We start from the raw sequence: 17,567 nt of genomic DNA, 5'->3' as shown, positions 1-17,567 counted from the left end.
AGGAAGCCATCGCCGTGGCTGCAGCACGTGGTCTCCGGCACCCAGCCGGGCGATGCCTGTCTGGTGTGCGTTCCGCCGGCCGGCGGCGCCGCCGGCGCGTACTGGACCTGGACGCAATGGCTGCCGCCGAACATAGACCTGCTTCTCGTGCAGCCGCCGGGGCGGGAAGACCTCTACGCGGAGCCACCGGAGTGGACGCTCGATCAACTGCACGATCAGTTCACGCAGGCGCTGGCCGACCTGCCGGACGTGCCGTATCACGTGCTGGGCCACAGCATGGGCAGTCTGGTGGGCACTCATATCGCGACCTGGCTGGCTCCTGTCAGGGATCTGCGACGGCTGATCGTCAGTTCGTACCGGCCGGACCCGAGCGAGAGCCGCTTTTCTCGCGTGTTTCCGGGTGGAAAGATCGATGAGATCGATATGGCGGAGTTTGCTGCGCTGAGCGGGATCGGCGTTGAAGAATGGCGGCGCCTCCCCGCGGAATTCCAGGAACCACTGACGCGGCGCTGGTACGCGGACCTGGCGTTGTCCGCAGAGTTGCCGGTCCCTTCGGAACCAGTCCTGGACTGCCCGGTGACCGCGTGGCTCGGCGACCGCGATTTCATGACCGATGGCGAGATGACGGCCTGGTCGAAACTCACCTCGGGTACCTGCGAGGTCCAATCCTGGCCCGGAGGCCATGACTACCTCTTCGCCCGGCCTTCGCCGGTGAGGGAGCGGCTCATCGAGCTCATCGACCCCGGCCTGCGCGGGTGAGCACCGCTCCGTGACGGTCTGCCACTCTTGGTCGTGTCCCCGCAGGCGGGGACACGAGGAGCATCAAGGAGACAGCTGACACGTGTGGGCACCACACTCCGGACGCACTGGCCGGGCGGTCAAGGTGATGGATCGGGCGCTGACCCGGCACCCTGCTGACTTGGTGCGGCATGATCCAGCGTCTTCGCACGTCGGAGGGGTGGTTCCATATGTGCGGACGGTATGCAGCCGGTCGAGGGCCCGAGGATCTCGCAGGAATCTTCGAAATCGACAGGTGGGAGCCCGAGGAGACCTTGGCGCCCGACTACAACGTGGCGCCGACCAAGGAGGTCTACGCGGTCCTGGACCGTCCTGTGAAGGACGCCGACGACCACCGCCCGGTCCGCCAGCTGCGCAGGCTCAAGTGGGGCCTCGTCCCCTCCTGGGCCAAGTCGCCCGAGGGCGGCGCCCGCATGATCAACGCGCGCGCCGAGACCGTGCACGAGAAACCGTCGTACCGTCGGGCCTTCGCCGCCCGGCGCTGCATCCTGCCCGCCGACGGCTACTACGAGTGGGTCACCGGCAAGGACGAGCGCGATCTGGAGGTCGAGGGCAGGCGGAAGCGCCCGCGCAAGCAGCCGTACTTCGTGCTGCCCGCCGACGGCGGCGTCTTCGCGATGGCTGGGCTGTACGAGTTCTGGCGGGACCGGACCCTGCCCGACGACCACCCGCGGGCCTGGTGGGTGACCTGCTCGGTGATCACCACGGAGGCGGAGACGACCCCGCTGGCCGTGGCCCCGGCCGAGGGCCCGCGCACCCTGGCCGACATCCACCCCCGGATGCCGCTGATGCTCACCCCGGACCGCTGGGACGCCTGGCTCGACCCCTCCCGCACGGACCCCGACGACCTGCGTTCCCTGCTGGAGCCGCCGCCCCCGGGCCTGATGCGCGCCTACCCGGTCTCCACGGCGGTCAGCAACGTCCGCAACAACGGCCCGGAGCTGCTGAAGGAGCTGGCGGGGCCCGAAGAAGGCACACTGTTCTGACGTGACGGATGTGACACAGAGCGTCGAGACGGACGCCGGAACGGCCCGCGTCACCTGGCGCCGGGCGGAGCAGGCGCGGCTGGTCCTGGCCGTGAGCCACGGCGCGGGCGGCGGCATCGAGGCGCGCGACCTCCAGGCGCTCGCCCGGGTCCTGCCGGCGCACGGCGTGAGCGTCGCCCTGGTCGAGCAGCCCTGGCGCGTCGCCGGCAAGAAGGTGGCGCCCGCGCCGAAGACGCTGGATGCGGGCTGGCGCGGGGTGTGGCCCGCGCTCGTCGGCCCCGGCCTGCCGGTGATCTCCGGCGGGCGCAGCGCCGGGGCCCGGGTCGCCTGCCGCACCGCCGCCGAGCTGGGCGCGCACGCGGTCCTCGCCCTGAGCTTCCCGCTGCATCCGCCGGGCAGGCCGGAGAAGTCGCGTGCGGACGAACTGCTGGGCGCGGGCGTGCCCACGCTCGTGGTGCAGGGCGGCAACGACCCTTTCGGCAAGCCGGAGGAGTTCCCCCAGGGCCCCTTCGAGATCGTCGAGGTGCCGCACGGCGACCACGGCTTCGCGGTCCCCAAGCGCGCGGACGTCACCCAGGAGCAGGCGCTGGAGACGATCACCGACGCCGTGGAGAAGTGGGTCACGTCACTCGGATGACCTCCGGGAATGTTGCGGGACGGGCCACTGTTGTGTGGATCAGACAGCATCGGCCGTGCTGTACGCACCGACGAGAGGAAGTCCGCCGCATGGGTTCGACCATCTGCCCGAGCCGTCGTAGCAGCGCTGACCTGGACTGGACGGTGCTGCACGCGGCGAAGACCGCTCCGATTCGAGCGGCGGCGGGCAAGGATGTTCGTCTATCCTCCGATTCGAGTGGGGCCGGTCTCGGTCCCACCACGTCGCTGGAGGAGGTGGGTCCGGTCACCGGTACCGACGCAGGGACCGACTACGGCCAGGCGGAGCAGCCCGAGGGCCGGGGCGCGGGCATGGAGTCGTCCACCGAGCGCAGTGCGCGCTTCGAGCGGGACGCGCTCGAATTCCTGGACCAGATGTACTCGGCCGCGCTGCGCATGACGCGCAACCCGGCCGACGCGGAGGACCTGGTGCAGGAGACGTACGCGAAGGCGTACGCGTCCTTCCACCAGTTCCGCGAGGGCACCAACCTCAAGGCCTGGCTGTACCGGATCCTCACCAACACGTTCATCAACTCGTACCGCAAGAAGCAGCGCGAACCCCAGCGCAGCGCGGCCGAGGAGATCGAGGACTGGCAGCTGGCACGCGCCGAGTCGCACATGTCGACGGGCTTGCGCTCCGCGGAGTCGCAGGCGCTCGACCACCTTCCCGACTCGGACGTCAAGGAAGCGCTGCAGGCGATCCCCGAGGAATTCCGCATCGCCGTCTATCTCGCGGATGTCGAGGGCTTTGCCTACAAGGAGATCGCCGACATCATGGGGACACCCATCGGAACGGTGATGTCCCGGCTGCACCGGGGCCGCCGTCAACTGCGCGGCATGCTCGAGGACTACGCCCGCGAGCGCGGGCTGGTCCCGGCCGGCGCCGGAGAGTCGAACGAGAAAGGCTCGGGCTCATGAGCTGCGGAGAGCCGCACGAGACGGACTGCAGTGAGGTCCTGGACCATCTCTACGAGTTCCTCGACAGTGAGATGCCGGACATCGACCGCACCAAGTTCCAGCAGCACTTCAAGGAGTGCTCCCCCTGCCTGGAGAAGTACGGGCTGGAGCAGGCCGTGAAGAAGCTGGTCAAGCGGTGCTGCGGCCATGACGACGTGCCGACGGACCTGCGGGCGAAGGTCATGAGCCGCATCGAGCTGATCCGCTCCGGCCAGACGGTCCCCGAGCACGACGTGACCGCGACTCCGCAGGAGTCCTGAACCCCAGTTCGGAACGCCGTGGTCAATCCTCGACCGTCCGTCACCCGAACGTGCTAATCCGGGGTCGGAAGCCCGCGGATTCGGCCAATGCCACCCCGGTGCGCCACCTGCCCCTCTAGGCTCCCGAGCCTGAATGGGGCATGACCGGGCCCGCCCGGTTCCAGGGCCGGGCGCCGGTTGGGCGGGAGGTGGCGTCGTGGGACCGGTTCGGCCGTCGGGCTGCGTGTATGTCGGCTGTGCCACCCTCGCCGCCCTGTTCTGCGTGGTTCCCGTGCCGGGGCTGCCCGTCCCCTGGTGGGTGGTCGCCCTGCTCGCCGCGCTCTACGCCGGCTGCGAGCAGGTTCCCCGCTGCTCCCTCGTGGGCCGCCGCGCACCCGACGGCATGGGCACCTTCTTCCCCGTGCTGCTCGCCGGGGCCTTCCTGCTGCCGCCCCCGGCCGCCGCTCTCGTGCCACTGCCGGGTGCCCTGCTCGCCCGCGTCGACGGGCGGCCCGCCTGGCTGCGCCGGATCTGGCGGGCCGCACAGCTCGCCCTGGCCGTGTGGGCGGCCTCCCGGGTGCACTGGTCGCTCGGCGGCCACGACGCCGTCGTCGGCCCCCGCTTCCCCTACGCCCTCCTGCCGGCCAGCGCCGCCGTGGTGGCGTTCTGTCTGGCGCTCACCGCCCTGGACGGCGCAATCCTGGTGCTCGCCGAGGGCGTACCGGTGCGCACCGCCTGGCGCGGACTGTTCCTGCGCTCCCTCGCACCCGTCACCGTGCACGGCCTGGCCGGGCTGATGATGGCCGTGCTGTGGCGCAGCCCTTACGGGCCGGTCGCCGCGCTGCTCGTGCTGCTGCCCATGTACGTCTCCTGCTGGGTGTTCGCCCAGTACCACCGCGAGCGGGCGGCTCACCAGGCCACCATCCGGGCCCTCGTCCAGGCCGTGGACATCAAGGACGGCTACACCCGGGGGCACAGCGAACGGGTCGGACAGGCCTCGATGATGATCGCCCGCGAACTCGGCATGGACGACGAACGCGTCGAGGTGCTGCGGTTCGCCGGCATCCTGCACGACGTGGGCAAACTCGGCGTGCCCACCCGGCTGCTGCGCAAGGACGGGCCGCTCACCCCCGAGGAGCGGCGGATCATCGAACTGCACCCCGAGTACGGCCACGAGATGGTCCGCGGCATCGGGTTCCTCGACGAGGCACGGTCCGCGATCCTCCACCACCACGAACGTCTCGACGGCAGCGGCTATCCGTACGGCTTGACGGGCGAGCGGATCCCCGAGTGCGCCCGCGTGGTCGCCGTCGCCGACGCCTTCGACGCCATGACCTCGACCCGCTCCTACCGGCGGGCCCGCCCTGTCGCCGCGGCCCTGGACGAGCTGCAGCGGTGCGCGGGGTCGCAGTTCGACCCGGCGATGGTACGGGCGCTCGTGCGGGCCCTGGGAAGGAACGGCTGGCACCCGGTGGTGACCGCGGACGAGGAACGGCGCGACGAGGCCCGGCAGGCCCGCGCGCGCGGAAACGTACCGCCTCCGGCCCTTCCCGTGGCCGGCCGTCCGGCCGGGCGTGGACACGGCGGGGGCGGTGCATGACCGCCGGCCGCCTCCCCCTCCTCCTCGCCCACGCGGCGGCCGGGCTCCTCGGCGCCGGCTGTCTCGCCCGCACCCTCTGGCACGGCCTGGACGAACCCGGTGTCGCCCTCGCCTTCGGGGTGCTCGTCGGCGTCGGCGAACTCGGCCGGTGGAGCGGCAGCGGCGAGCGGGAGCCCGCGCCCCTCGGGGCGGCCGGGGCGCTCGCCTACGCCTTGCTCGGGGAGACCGCCGGCCGGCCCACCCAGCACGGCGTGCCCCAGGTCGTCGCGGTGGTCCTCGCTGCCTCCCTCGCCGGCTGTGTGCCGCACGTGGCCCGCGGGCGCGGCCCCACCACCGACCACCTCACCCGCCGCCTGCTCACCGTCGGCTTCGCCGCCGTCTGCGCCCAGCCGCTCTACCACCACGGCCGGCCGCTCCACCACCACGGTGGGTCGCCTCACAGCAGCGGACCCGCCTACGCGCTGATCGTCGTCACCCTGCTCGTCCTGACCACTCTCTGCGACGCGGTGCTCGCCGCCGCGCTCGCGCACTGCCGGACCCGCTGGCCGTTCGGACCGCTGCTGCGCGACGAACTGCGCGCCAGGCGCGGCATCGGCTCCGCGGTGTGCGCCACGGGAGCCGTGATGTCCCTGGCCGTCGCGGTCGTAGGCCTGTGGGCGCTGCCCGTCTTCTCGCTGCCGCTGCTGCTCACCCAGCTCTCCTACCGGCGCTACGCGGCCGTGCGCACCACCTACCGGCAGACCATCGCCTCCCTGGCCCGCGCCACCGAGATCGCCGGGTACACGCCGCCCGGGCACGCCCGCCGAGTGGCCGAGCTCAGTCGGGCCGTCGGCCGTGAGATGGGCCTCACCGAGCCCCAGCTGACCGTCCTCGAGTACGCGGCCCTCATGCACGACATCGGGCAGCTCAGCCTGGTCGATCCGGTGCCCGCCGGCGCCACCGCCCGGCTGCCCGCCGAGGAGCAGCGGCGCATCGCCCTGCTCGGCGGCGCCGTGGTACGCCAGACCGGCGTGGACGCCGAGGTCGCCGTCGTCGTGGAACGGCAGGCCGACCCCTACCGGGAACAACCGGTCAGCGCCAGAATCGTCCGGGCGGTCAACGCGTACGAGGAGATGGCGCGGGAAGAGTCGGGACCGGGGGGACCGCTCAACGCTCTGGAGCGCCTGCGCCTCGCCTGCGCCCGCGACTACCAGCCGGAAGTCGTGGAATCACTCGCACGAGTGCTGCAGCGAGACAGTCTGAGGGCCCCCGTGGTGGGGTAACCCATGGGTAATGAGCACCCGTCCGGCCGTACGTGGTTGGATGCGAGGAGAGGGTGTTCGGGGGCACAGCTCGGTCCGTGGCCCCCGCAGACGGCAGGAATCCGGCAGGCGGGAATCGCAAGGGACTGGCAGGCGGAATCGTGAGGATCTTCGGGAAGGGACGGCACCGGCCCTCCGCCTCCTGGCGGCAGGCCACCGACCGCGCGTTCACCCTGATCGGTGACGGCCGGTACGAGGACGCGGGAGCGCTGCTGACCCGTGCCGCAGACCTGGAGCCCTGGCTTTCGGAGTCCTGGTTCAACCTGGCGCTGCTGCACAAGTTCCGCCACGACTGGGAGCAGGCCCGCACCGCGGGGCTGCGCGCGGTGGCGCTGCTCGAGAAGGAGACCGGGGCGCCCGACTGGTGGAACGTGGGCATCGCCGCGACCGCCCTGCAGGACTGGCCGTTGGCTCGCCGCGCCTGGCAGGCGTACGGGCTGAAGGTGCCGGGGGGTGCCGCGGTCTCCTCGGAGCCCTCCGGGATGGAGCTGGGCAGCGCCGCCGTGCGGCTGTCACCGGAGGGCGAGGCCGAGGTGGTCTGGGGCCGACGGCTGGACCCCGCCCGCATCGAGGTGCTCTCCATCCCGCTGCCGTCCTCGGGGCGCCGCTGGGGCGAGGTCGTGCTGCACGACGGAGTACCGCACGGGGAGCGCACGACGGCCGCCGGGCACAGCTACCCGGTCTTCGACGAGATCGAGCTGTGGGCGCCCTCCCCGGTGCCCACCTGGGTGGTCCTGCTGGAGGCCGCCACGGAGGCCGACCGGGACGCGCTGGAGCAGCTGGCCGCCGACGCCGGGTTCGCCGCCGAGGACTGGTCCTCGTCCGTGCGGCTGCTGTGCCGCACGTGCTCCGAGTCCCGGATGCCGGCCGACGAGGGCGACGGCGAGCACCTCGACCCGCACGACCACAGCGAGCCCGGTCACCCGGGGCCGCTGGGGCACCGTACCGACGGGCAGCTGTGGGTGCCCGAGCGGGAGTGCGGGGTGGCCGCCCCGGCCTCACTGGTCCGGGGGCTGCTGGACGGGTGGGTCGCGGACAGTCCCGACTCCCGGGACTGGCGGGACCTCGAAGAGGTGTGCTGACCGGGGTGGACCTGTGTCGACCGGGCCTTCACCGGTCGATCCCAGGGCCGTCACCGGACCGCGCCCCGTAGGCTGTACTCCGCAGATTTCCCATGGTTGCAGGAAGGCGTACGTCGGTCATGGCGCAGCAGGACACCGATCAGCAGCACGCGGGCGTGCTCCCCGTCGACGACGAGGGCTATGTCGTCGACACGGAGGACTGCGAGGAGCGCGAGACGGCCTGGCGGGAGCGCGGCACCTCGCGGCCGATCACGGTCGTCGGGAACCCGGTGCTCCACAAGGAGTGCAAGGACGTCACCGAGTTCGGCGCGGAGCTCGAGCAGCTGGTCGCGGACATGTTCGCCAGCCAGCGCACCGCGGAGGGCGTGGGCCTGGCCGCCAACCAGATCGGTGTCGATCTGAAGGTCTTCGTCTACGACTGCCAGGACGACGAGGGCGTACGCCACGTGGGCGTGGTCTGCAACCCCAAGCTCGTCGACCTGCCCGCCGACAAGCGCCGCCTGGACGACAGCAACGAGGGCTGCCTGTCCGTGCCGGGCGCCTACGCGCCGCTCGCCCGCCCCGACTACGCGGAGGTCACGGGGCAGGACCAGAAGGGCAACCCGATCAAGGTGCGCGGCACCGGCTACTTCGCGCGGTGTTTGCAGCACGAGACGGACCATCTGTACGGCTACCTGTACATCGACCGGCTCTCCAAGCGGGAACGCAAGGACGCCCTGCGGCAGATGGCCGAGAACGAGCCCCGCTACCCCGTGGTGGCCAACGACTGAGTCATCACCGAACCCCCCGTTCGACGGCACCGGGCCGGGCACCGGCCCGGCGTCGTTCGTGGAGGTGTCACATTCACGTGTACGTCGCACATTCGATCCCTTGTACGTATGAACTGATCCTTAATCAGTCACACAAGGGGAGGATCTCGGCACAGTAGGGGAGTGAGTGGAGCAAATCCGTTCCCATGCCGGTCAGTTGTAGTGCTGAATGGAATGCGCGGGACAACGCGACGGCGCTGCGCCCGGCACGACGGAGGGGGCGCGGCGCCAACCGGCTGCTGAGAGGGGTTTGTTCGTGCCAGCTTTCCCACACAGCACTTCACCGACGGCGACCTCGGTCGCGGTTCCACCGGCGCTCCGACTGCCGGTGATCGAGGCCGCGTTTCCCCGTCGACTGCACCCGTATTGGCCCAGCCTGCAGGAGAAGACACGTTCCTGGCTGCTGGAAAAGCGGCTCATGTCGGCGGACAAGGTCGAGGAATATGCCGACGGACTGTGCTACACCGACCTCATGGCGGGCTACTACATCGGTGCCCCCGATGAGGTCCTGCAGGCGATAGCCGACTACAGCGCGTGGTTCTTCGTCTGGGACGACCGCCACGACCGGGACATCGTGCACCGCCGGCCCGCCGCCTGGGGGAGGCTGAGGTCGCGGCTGCACACGGCCCTGGACTCTCCGGCGGATCATCTGCACCACCAGGATCCCCTGGTCGCCGGCTTGGCGGACAGCGTGCTGCGGTTGTACTCGTTCCTCGGCCCCACCTGGAACGCGCGCTTCGCCCGGCACTTCCACGCCGTGATCGAGGCGTACGACCGGGAGTTCCGCAACCGCACCCTGGGGCGCGTCCCGACGGTGGACGCCTACCTCGAGCTCCGCCGGCTCACCTTCGCGCACTGGATCTGGACGGATCTGCTGGAGGTGAGCGCCGAATGCGAACTGCCGGACCACGTCCGGAAACACCCCGCATACCGGCGGGCGGCGTTACTGAGCCAGGAGTTCGCCGCCTGGTACAACGACCTGTGTTCACTCCCCAAGGAAATAGCGGGGAACGAGGTCCACAATCTCGGAATCAGCCTCGTCCAGCATGAGGGACTGACGTTCGAAGAGGCCGTCAGGGAAATAAGGCGGCGGGTCGGGCAATGCGTCACCGATTTCATCGCCGCCGAAAAGGAGGCACTGCGGTTCGCCGACACCCTCGCGGACGGAACGGTGCACGGAAAGGAACTGGGTATCGCGGTCGGAGTGATCGTCGGGAACATGCGGAACTGGTTCAGCGCCGTGTACTGGTTCCATCACGAGTCCGGCCGGTACCGGGTCGACAGCTGGGACGACCGGTCGACACCCCCGTACGTCGACAACGAAGCGACAGGTGAGAAATGACGCTGGAATCGGTCAGGACCGAAGCCCCCATGGAGTCATCCGTTCCGCCGCTCGCCGCGGGTGGCGTACCCGGTCTCGGACACGGCTGGAAACTGGCCCGCGACCCGCTCGGCTTCCTCACCCGGCTGCGGGACGACGGCGACGTCGTACGGCTGAGGATCGGCCCCAAGACGCTGTACGCCCTCACCAGCCCCGAACTCGCCGGCGCCCTCGCGCTCAGCACCGACTTCGAGATCGGCGGCGCGCTGTGGGAGTCCCTCGAGGACCTGCTCGGCAAGCAGGGCGTGGCCACCAGCAACGGGCCGCTGCACCGGCGCCAGCGGCGGGCCATCCAGCCCGCCTTCCGGCTGGAGGCCATCCCCGCCTACGGCCCGATCATGGCGGAGGAGGCGCACGCGCTCGTGGAACGCTGGCGGTCCGACGCCCCCGTGGACGCCACCACGGAGGCCTTCCGGGTGGCCGTCCGCGTCGCCACCCGCTGCCTGATGCGCGGCAGTTACATGGACGCCCGCGCCGAGCGGATCTGCGCCGCGCTCACCACACTGTTCAGCGGTATGTACCAGCGCATGGTCCTGCCCCTGGGGCCGCTTTATCGTCTGCCGCTTCCGGCCAATCGCGAATTCAACCGGGCATTGGCCGATCTGCATCTCCTGGTCGACGAGATCGTCGCCGACCGCCGGGCGTCCGGTCAAAAGCCGGACGATTTGCTGACGGCTTTGCTGGAGGCCAAGGACGAGAATGGCGAGGCCATAGGGGAACAGGAGATCCACGACCAGGTCGTCGCCATCATCACCGCCGGAAGCGAAACCGTCGGCTCCGTGATCATGTCGCTCCTGAAGGTGCTCACCGAGCACCCGGATCAGGGTGACAAGATCTGCGACGAGGTGAAAGCCGTCGTGGGGGACCGGCCGGTCGCATTCGAGGACGTCCGGAAGCTGACGTACACCGCGCACGTCATCGTCGAGACAATGCGTTTGCATCCTGCCGTATGGATATTGACGCGGCGGGCGGTGGCCGACACACAGCTCGGCGGGTACCGCATTCCGGCCGGGGCCGACGTCGTGTACAGCCCCTACGCGATCCAGCGTGATCCGCGGTCGTACGGGCGGCATCTCGAGTTCGACCCCGACCGGTGGCTTCCGGAGCGGGCCAAGGAGGTCCCCAAGTACGCGATGACCCCGTTCGGCGTCGGCAACCGGAAGTGCCCGGGCGACCACTTCTCGATGGCCGAACTCACGCTCCTCACCGCGGCGATGGCCTCCGCCTACCGCTTCGAACAGGCACCCGGGTCCGAGGCCGGGCCCCGCATCGGCATCACGCTCCGCCCGCGCCGGCTGCTGCTGAGGGCCGTGCCCCGCTGAGCACCCCGTACCGGACGCACGTCCAGGTGGCCCGCAGGCCCCCTGAACGTGCGCCGGTAGGCGTTCGGCGCCGCATTCACGGCGCGCACGAGCGCCGGACAGACCGTCAGCCCAAGGAGGCGGAGGCTAGAAGTCCTCGTCCAGTGCGACGGTTCCCTCCACCGCGACCTGGTACGCCGACGGACGCCGCTCGAAGAAGTTGGTCAGCTCCTGAACGCCCTGCAGCTCCATGAAGGAGAAGGGGTTCTCCGAGCCGTACACCGGGGCGAAGCCGAGGCGCGCGAGGCGCTGGTCGGCGACGCACTCCAGGTACTGCCGCATCGAGTCGGTGTTCATCCCCGGCAGGCCGGCACCGCACAGGTCGCGAGCGAACTGCAGCTCGGCCTCGACTGCTTCCCGAAGCATGTCGGTGACCTGCTGCCGGAGCTCGTCGTCGAAGAGGTCCGGCTCCTCCTTGCGGACGGTGTCCACGACGTCGAACGCGAACGACATGTGCATCGTCTCGTCGCGGAACACCCAGTTGGTGCCGGTGGCCAGGCCGTGCAGCAGGCCTCGGCTGCGGAACCAGTAGACGTACGCGAAGGCGCCGTAGAAGAACAGGCCCTCGATGCAGGCGGCGAAGCAGATGAGGTTGAGCAGGAAGCGCCGGCGGTCCGCCTTGGTCTCCAGGCGGTCGATCTGCTCCACGGAGTCGATCCACTTGAAGCAGAACTCGGCCTTCTCACGGATGGACGGGATGTTCTCCACGGCCGCGAAGGCCGCCGCCCGGTCGTCCGGATCCGGGAGGTAGGTGTCCAGCAGCGTCAGATAGAACTGGACGTGGACGGCCTCCTCGAAGAGCTGCCGGCTCAGGTAGAGCCGGGCCTCGGGGGAGTTGATGTGCTTGTAGAGGGTCAGCACCAGGTTGTTGGCGACGATCGAGTCGCCCGTCGCGAAGAACGCGACCAGGCGGCCGATCAGGTGCTGTTCGCCCGGGGTGAGCCTGGCGAGGTCGGCGACGTCCGAGTGGAGGTCGACCTCCTCCACGGTCCAGGTGTTCTTGATGGCGTCCCGGTAACGCTCGTAGAAGTCGGGGTAGCGCATGGGGCGCAGGGTCAGCTCGAAGCCGGGGTCGAGGAGGTTCTGGGGACGGGTGGTGCCGGTGGTACTCGTCATTACTGGCAGGCCTCGCAGGACTCGGGGTTCTCAAGGGAGCAGGCGACGGCTTCGGTGTCGGGGGCCGTCTGCTGGACGGGGACGGTGGCCTGTGCGGCACGGGCGATACGGGTCGCCGGGCGGGAGCGCAGGTAGTAGGTCGTCTTCAGACCCCGCTTCCAGGCGTAGGCATACATCGAGGAGAGCTTGCCGATGGTCGGCGTCTCCATGAACAGGTTCAGCGACTGGGCCTGGTCCAGGAACGGGGTGCGGGCGGCGGCCATGTCGATCAGAGCGCGCTGCGGGATCTCCCACGCCGTGCGGTAGAGCTTCCGTACGTCCTCCGGGATCCAGGCGAAGCCCTGCACGGAGCCGTTCGCGTCGCGCAGCGCCTCCCGGGTGCGGGCGTCCCAGACGCCCAGCTCCTTCAGGTCGTTCACCAGGTAGGAGTTGACCTGGAGGAACTCGCCGGAGAGCGTCTCGCGCTTGAAGAGGTTGGAGACCTGCGGCTCGATGCATTCGTAGGCGCCCGCGATGGACGCGATGGTCGCGGTGGGCGCGATGGCGAGCAGCAGCGAGTTGCGCATGCCGACCGCGGCGATGCGTTCGCGCAGGGCCGCCCAGCGCTCCGGCCAGGTCGGCTCGACGTCGTAGTGGTCGGGGTGCAGCACGCCCCCTGCGGTGCGGGTGTTCTCCCAGGCCGGGAGCGGGCCGTGGCGTTCGGCCAGGTCGGCGGAGGCCTCGTACGCGGCGAGCATGATGCGCTCGGCGATCCGCGTGGACAACGCCTTGGCCTCGGAGGAGTCGAAGGGCAGCCGCAGCTTGAAGAAGACGTCCTGCAGGCCCATCGCGCCGAGGCCGACGGGACGCCACTTGGCGTTGGAGCGGGCCGCCTGCTCGGTCGGGTAGAAGTTGATGTCGACGACGCGGTCGAGGAAGGTGACGGCGGTGCGGACGGCGGCGTCCAGCCGCTCCCAGTCCATGTGGCCGTCGGCCACGAACGCGCCGAGGTTGACGGACCCCAGGTTGCAGACCGCCGTCTCCCCGTCGTCCGTGACCTCCAGGATCTCCGTGCAGAGGTTGGAGGAGTGGATCACGTGGCCCGGCTCGGCCGTCTGGTTGGCGGTGCGGTTGGCGGCGTCCTTGAACGTCATCCAGCCGTTGCCGGTCTGCGCGAGGGTGCGCATCATGCGGCCGTACAGGTCCCGGGCGGGGATCGTCCTCCTGGCGAGCCCCGCCGCCTCCGCCCTGCGGTAGGCGGCGTCGAACTCCTCGCCCCACAGGTCGGCCAGCTCGGGCACGTCCGAGGGGGAGAACAGCGACCACTGCTGGTCGGCGTCGACCCGGCGCATGAACTCGTCCGGGATCCAGTGCGCCAGGTTGAGGTTGTGGGTGCGGCGGGCGTCCTCGCCGGTGTTGTCGCGCAGCTCCAGGAACTCCTCGATGTCCGAGTGCCAGGTCTCCAGGTAGACGGCGGCGGCACCCTTGCGCCGGCCGCCCTGGTTCACGGCGGCGACCGAGGCGTCGAGGGTCTTCAGGAACGGGACGATGCCGTTGGAGTGCCCGTTGGTGCCGCGGATCAGCGAGCCGCGGGAGCGGATGCGGGAGAAGGCGATGCCGATGCCGCCGGCGTGCTTGGAGAGACGAGCGACCTGGTGGTAGCGCTCGTAGAGGGAGTCCAGCTCGTCCTTCGGGGAGTCGAGGAGGTAGCAGGACGACATCTGGGGGTGCCGGGTACCGGAGTTGAACAGGGTGGGGGAGGAGGGCAGGTAGTGGAGCCGGCTCATCAGCCCGTAGAGCGCGGCGACATCGTCCACGGACCGGGGACTGTCGTCCTCGGCGAGCCCGGAGGCGACGCGGAGCATGAAGTGCTGCGGCGTCTCGACGACCTTGCGGGTGGACGGATGCCGCAGGAGATAGCGGCTGTGCAGGGTGCGCAGGCCGAAGTAACCGAAACGGTTGTCGGCCTGTTCGTCCACCAGTGCGTCGAGACGGTCGGCGTGCAGCCGTACGAAGGCGGCGGTGCGGTCGGCGATGAGCCCTTCCCGGTGGCCGACGGCGATGGACTCGGTGAACGACGTGACGCCCTGGGAGGCGGCCTCGGCACGGATGCCGATGGTCAGCAGACGGGCGGCCAGACTCGAGTAGGCGGGGTCCTCGGGGATGAGGCCCGCGGCCGCCTCCGTGGCCAGCTCACGCAGCTCGGCGTCGTCGGCGTGGGCGGACCGGCCGCGCAGCGCGGCGGCGGCGACCCGGCCGGGGTCGGCGTCGGGGAGGTCTGCGGTCAGCTCGGTCAGGGTCCGCAGCAGCGCGGCACCCGGACCGTCGGTTTCCAGGCCTGCGGCTGAAGCCGGATCGGCTGGCGCGATGGTCACGTGGGGCTCTCCCTCGCTCGGCACGGGGCCTGGCGGAGGGCAGGGGCAGCTCACGAGCGCACGCGGCGTCGCGTCCACCGGCCCATTCCACGAGGCCCGGACGTCAGGGCACCCGGACCGGACGGCCGGGCGCACTGTCGGCAGGTCCTCGGACTGACGTTCGTACGACGGTATGCGGGCATACGTGTACGAGTACACCGTTGCGGGACAGTTCCGGATTCGCACCGGATTCCCCTGCGGCGACAGCGAGCATGAGCATACATCTTGTGTCAGGCCGCAACGCCACCCCCAGATGTTGTGCCGCCTTGCTCTCAGAGCGTCAACTCGTAGGTGAGGAGCGTGATGTGGTCGACAGCAGGGAGGGGGTTCCAGTCCCACTCGGGTGTGCGAACAAAGCCCAGGCGTTCGTAGATCCGGTGGGCGGTGCGCATCGCGGACTGGGTCGACAGGACCACCCGTACGCAGCCGTCCGTGGCCCGAGCGCGGTCGACGCAGGCCCGGACGAGGGCCTCTCCGGCGCCCCGGCCGCGCGCGGCGTGCGCCACCGCGAGCATCCGTATCTCGGCCTCCCCCGGTCCGGCGATGTCAGCCATGGGCCCGCCGGCCGGTACGAAGGTGACGCCGCCGAGCACCTGCCCATCCGCCACGGCCACCAGCACCTCTGCCGCGGCCGCCCGCTTGGCCACGTCCTTCAGTTCGTCGAGGTAGGTGTCGCTCTCTCCGAAGTCGAGGAGGCCGTCCCGGAGGTACGCCTGGGCGGTGATCTCGCCGAGCGTCTCGTACTCGTCGGGGTTCGCCTGCCGGATGGTGAGCTCCATGGGGCCGAGTGTGCCGTACAGGTACGACAACGGGCCGCCGGATTTCTCCGACGGCCCGTTGCCGCGCGTACGACGTGGGCTCAGTGCGAGGCGCCCGCCGTGGCCGGCGGCAGCTCCACCTGCACCCCCGGGTCGCCCGCGTCCGCCGTGTAGTCCTCCGGCTTCGTCTCGTCGACGCCCTCCGGAGCCTTCAGCGCCTTCAGGACGACCGTCAGCACCACCGTGACCACCACGTTCAGCACGAACGCCGTCAGGCCGATGTAGCCGATCTGCCCGATGCCGGGGATCTCCTTGGCCGAGCCGCCGAAGTGCCGCTGGGTCGGGGACGCGACGCCGTACGCCGCCAGCGTGCCGTAGGCCATGCCGACCGCCCAGCCCGCGAGCAGCGCCCAGCGGTGGAACCAGCGGGTGAACAGACCGCCGACCAGGGCCGGGAACGTCTGCAGGATCCAGATGCCGCCCAGGAGCTGGAAGTTGATCGCGACCGTCTTGTCCATCGTCAGGACGAAGACCAGCGCACCCACCTTCACCAGCAGCGACACGATCTTGGAGACCCTCGTCTCCTCCTTCGCCGTCGCGTCCGGCTTGATGAAGTCCTTGTAGATGTTGCGGGTGAACAGGTTCGCGGCCGCGATCGACATGATCGCCGCGGGCACCAGCGCACCGATGCCGATCGCCGCGAAGGCCACCCCGGCGAACCAGTCCGGGAACATGTTCTCGAACAGCTGCGGAATCGCCAGCTGCCCGTTCTGGACCTTCACGCCGGCCGCGATCGCCATGAAGCCGAGCAGCGCCAGCAGGCCCAGCATCAGCGAGTACAGCGGCAGGATCGTGGTGTTGCGGCGGATCACCTCACGGCTGCGCGAGGACAGCGTCGCGGTGATCGAGTGCGGGTACATGAACAGCGCGAGCGCCGAGCCCAGCGCCAGCGTGGCGTAGGTCCACTGGGTCGCCTCCGCCGGCGCGAGAGCCCCGCGCGGCTTGCCCGTCGCGGGGTTGACCTGCGCGAACGCATGCCCGGCCTTCGCGAAGATGGCGTCGAAGCCGCCCAGCTTGATCGGGATGTAGATGATCGCCACCGCGATGACGATGTAGATCAGTGCGTCCTTCACGAACGCGATCAGCGCGGGCGCCCTGAGGCCCGACGAGTAGGTGTACGCGGCCAGCACACCGAAGGCGATCAGCAGCGGCAGGTCCTTCACGAACCAGTTGGTGTTCTCGCCGCCGCCCACGCCCATCACGTCCAGCACGGCCTGGATGCCCACCAGTTGGAGCGCGATGTACGGCATCGTCGCCAGGATGCCGGTCAGCGCCACCGCCAGCGACAGGCCCTTCGAACCGAACCGGCCGCGCACGAAGTCCGAGGTGGTGACATATCCATGGCGGTGGGAGACCGACCACAGGCGCGGCAGGAAGGTGAAGATCAGCGGGTACACCAGGATGGTGTAGGGCACCGCGAAGAAGCCCGAGGCACCCGCCGCGTAGATCGCCGCCGGCACCGCCACGAACGTGTACGCGGTGTACAGGTCGCCGCCGAGCAGGAACCAGGTGATCCAGGTCCCGAAGGAGCGGCCGCCGAGGCCCCATTCGTCGAGGCTGTGCTCGTTGTCGGCCCTGCGCCAGCGCGCCGCCAGGAAGCCCATGACGGTCACGGCCAGGAAGAAGAAGATGAAGACGCCGAGCGCGACGCCGTTCACGCCGTCCTTCATTCCGACGCACCCCCCTTCCGGGCATCCCGGGCGCGCTGGTCACGCTGCCACAGCCTGTACGCGAGCATCGTCAGCGCCGTGGAGATGAGCACCCACAGCATCTGGTACCAGTAGAAGAACGGGATGCCGATGAACGCGGGGTCCGTCTTGGCGTACGAGCCGACCCACAGCATCGCCACGAAGGGTGCTACGAGGCAGAGGGCGATGACGACGCGCACCGGCGTCACCACCGCCGCTCTGGCTGCATCTGGTTGATCGGACATGCGGCTCCGTCCCCTCACTGGTCACCTGTGTACCTGTGTAATGCGCAGGCAATGTAGGTGACCCCCTCGGGAAAGCGGAAGCCCTCGTCCGCATATCGGTACCGAGTAGACCCGATGAGCTCTGGGTCGGCTCCGCGCC

General features: G+C 70.0%; 16 protein-coding genes and 1 riboswitch. Of the genes, 11 read left to right on the top strand and 5 right to left on the bottom strand.

The genetic code is table 11. The features are described 5' to 3' along the window. Window positions 1–27: 27 nt before the first annotated feature. The 11 genes from ACFYZJ_RS15960 to ACFYZJ_RS15910 all read left to right on the top strand — a co-directional run bounded on the left by ACFYZJ_RS15960 (window position 28) and on the right by ACFYZJ_RS15910 (window position 11,129). Window positions 28–759: a thioesterase II family protein gene (locus ACFYZJ_RS15960; RefSeq protein WP_388567848.1), complete on the top strand. Its 732-nt coding sequence runs from the start codon at window positions 28–30 to the stop codon at window positions 757–759. A 209-nt stretch (window positions 760–968) separates the two neighbouring features. After that, window positions 969–1,784: an SOS response-associated peptidase gene (locus ACFYZJ_RS15955; protein WP_388567846.1), complete on the top strand. Its 816-nt coding sequence runs from the start codon at window positions 969–971 to the stop codon at window positions 1,782–1,784. 10 nt (window positions 1,785–1,794) lie between these two features. Continuing rightward, window positions 1,795–2,421, top strand: a complete 627-nt coding sequence (locus ACFYZJ_RS15950) for an alpha/beta family hydrolase (protein ID WP_388568588.1) — start codon at window positions 1,795–1,797, stop codon at window positions 2,419–2,421. 254 nt (window positions 2,422–2,675) lie between these two features. Next, complete coding sequence (sigR, locus tag ACFYZJ_RS15945) at window positions 2,676–3,356, top strand: RNA polymerase sigma factor SigR (RefSeq protein WP_388568585.1); 681 nt, start codon at window positions 2,676–2,678, stop codon at window positions 3,354–3,356. Beyond that, window positions 3,353–3,655 carry a mycothiol system anti-sigma-R factor gene (gene rsrA / locus ACFYZJ_RS15940; RefSeq protein WP_388567843.1) on the top strand — a complete coding sequence of 101 codons (303 nt, stop codon included), beginning with the start codon at window positions 3,353–3,355 and terminating at the stop codon, window positions 3,653–3,655. The genes sigR and rsrA overlap by 4 nt, the downstream gene beginning before the upstream one ends. 196 nt (window positions 3,656–3,851) lie before the next feature. Continuing rightward, window positions 3,852–5,234, top strand: coding sequence for an HD-GYP domain-containing protein (locus ACFYZJ_RS15935; RefSeq protein WP_388567840.1), 1,383 nt, complete (start codon window positions 3,852–3,854; stop codon window positions 5,232–5,234). Next, window positions 5,231–6,496: an HD-GYP domain-containing protein gene (locus ACFYZJ_RS15930; RefSeq protein WP_388567838.1), complete on the top strand. Its 1,266-nt coding sequence runs from the start codon at window positions 5,231–5,233 to the stop codon at window positions 6,494–6,496. Before ACFYZJ_RS15935 ends, ACFYZJ_RS15930 begins: the two co-directional genes overlap by 4 nt. 140 nt (window positions 6,497–6,636) lie before the next feature. Continuing rightward, complete coding sequence (locus tag ACFYZJ_RS15925) at window positions 6,637–7,617, top strand: tetratricopeptide repeat protein (RefSeq protein ID WP_388567836.1); 981 nt, start codon at window positions 6,637–6,639, stop codon at window positions 7,615–7,617. Between the two features lie 119 nt (window positions 7,618–7,736). Further along, on the top strand, window positions 7,737–8,387 hold the full coding sequence (def, locus tag ACFYZJ_RS15920; protein WP_388567833.1) for a peptide deformylase: 651 nt from the start codon (window positions 7,737–7,739) through the stop codon (window positions 8,385–8,387). Between the two features lie 295 nt (window positions 8,388–8,682). Then, window positions 8,683–9,768, top strand: coding sequence for an epi-isozizaene synthase (cyc1, locus tag ACFYZJ_RS15915; protein ID WP_388567830.1), 1,086 nt, complete (start codon window positions 8,683–8,685; stop codon window positions 9,766–9,768). Beyond that, window positions 9,765–11,129, top strand: a complete 1,365-nt coding sequence (locus ACFYZJ_RS15910; protein ID WP_388567828.1) for a cytochrome P450 — start codon at window positions 9,765–9,767, stop codon at window positions 11,127–11,129. The genes cyc1 and ACFYZJ_RS15910 overlap by 4 nt, the downstream gene beginning before the upstream one ends. A 126-nt stretch (window positions 11,130–11,255) precedes the next feature. On the opposite strand, the gene ACFYZJ_RS15905 is transcribed toward ACFYZJ_RS15910, so the two are convergent. The 5 genes from ACFYZJ_RS15905 to ACFYZJ_RS15885 all read right to left on the bottom strand — a co-directional run bounded on the left by ACFYZJ_RS15905 (window position 11,256) and on the right by ACFYZJ_RS15885 (window position 17,428). After that, the gene (locus ACFYZJ_RS15905; protein ID WP_388567825.1) at window positions 11,256–12,284 is read right to left on the bottom strand and encodes a ribonucleotide-diphosphate reductase subunit beta; all 1,029 of its coding nucleotides are present in this window, start codon (window positions 12,282–12,284) and stop codon (window positions 11,256–11,258) included. Beyond that, the gene (locus ACFYZJ_RS15900) at window positions 12,284–14,638 is read right to left on the bottom strand and encodes a ribonucleoside-diphosphate reductase subunit alpha (protein ID WP_388567822.1); all 2,355 of its coding nucleotides are present in this window, start codon (window positions 14,636–14,638) and stop codon (window positions 12,284–12,286) included. Before ACFYZJ_RS15900 ends, ACFYZJ_RS15905 begins: the two co-directional genes overlap by 1 nt. Window positions 14,639–14,759: 121 nt before the next feature. Then, window positions 14,760–14,932, bottom strand: a riboswitch (cobalamin riboswitch). Window positions 14,933–14,949: 17 nt separating this feature from the next. Continuing rightward, window positions 14,950–15,456: a GNAT family N-acetyltransferase gene (locus ACFYZJ_RS15895; RefSeq protein ID WP_388567819.1), complete on the bottom strand. Its 507-nt coding sequence runs from the start codon at window positions 15,454–15,456 to the stop codon at window positions 14,950–14,952. An 80-nt stretch (window positions 15,457–15,536) separates the two neighbouring features. Continuing rightward, window positions 15,537–17,165: a monocarboxylate uptake permease MctP gene (gene mctP, locus ACFYZJ_RS15890; RefSeq protein ID WP_388567816.1), complete on the bottom strand. Its 1,629-nt coding sequence runs from the start codon at window positions 17,163–17,165 to the stop codon at window positions 15,537–15,539. Continuing rightward, complete coding sequence (locus ACFYZJ_RS15885; protein WP_388567812.1) at window positions 17,162–17,428, bottom strand: DUF3311 domain-containing protein; 267 nt, start codon at window positions 17,426–17,428, stop codon at window positions 17,162–17,164. The genes mctP and ACFYZJ_RS15885 overlap by 4 nt, the downstream gene beginning before the upstream one ends. Window positions 17,429–17,567: the final 139 nt, after the last annotated feature.

It is taken from the genome of Streptomyces sp. NPDC001848, from assembly GCF_042891915.1.
GTDB lineage: Bacteria > Actinomycetota > Actinomycetes > Streptomycetales > Streptomycetaceae > Streptomyces.
Note: the sequence above shows the minus strand (reverse complement) of the source record. Positions and strands in the feature narration are given on the sequence as shown.

Bases quoted from the DNA above. Each gene is read 5' to 3' on its own strand.
- ACFYZJ_RS15955 (WP_388567846.1), top strand. From the start codon at position 969: ATGTGCGGACGGTATGCAGCCGGTCGAGGGCCCGAGGATCTCGCAGGA.
- rsrA (WP_388567843.1), top strand. From the start codon at position 3,353: ATGAGCTGCGGAGAGCCGCACGAGACGGACTGCAGTGAGGTCCTGGAC.
- ACFYZJ_RS15930 (WP_388567838.1), top strand. From the start codon at position 5,231: ATGACCGCCGGCCGCCTCCCCCTCCTCCTCGCCCACGCGGCGGCCGGG.
- def (WP_388567833.1), top strand. From the start codon at position 7,737: ATGGCGCAGCAGGACACCGATCAGCAGCACGCGGGCGTGCTCCCCGTC.
- ACFYZJ_RS15910 (WP_388567828.1), top strand. From the start codon at position 9,765: ATGACGCTGGAATCGGTCAGGACCGAAGCCCCCATGGAGTCATCCGTT.
- ACFYZJ_RS15905 (WP_388567825.1), bottom strand. From the start codon at position 12,284: ATGACGAGTACCACCGGCACCACCCGTCCCCAGAACCTCCTCGACCCC.
- ACFYZJ_RS15895 (WP_388567819.1), bottom strand. From the start codon at position 15,456: ATGGAGCTCACCATCCGGCAGGCGAACCCCGACGAGTACGAGACGCTC.
- mctP (WP_388567816.1), bottom strand. From the start codon at position 17,165: ATGAAGGACGGCGTGAACGGCGTCGCGCTCGGCGTCTTCATCTTCTTC.
- ACFYZJ_RS15885 (WP_388567812.1), bottom strand. From the start codon at position 17,428: ATGTCCGATCAACCAGATGCAGCCAGAGCGGCGGTGGTGACGCCGGTG.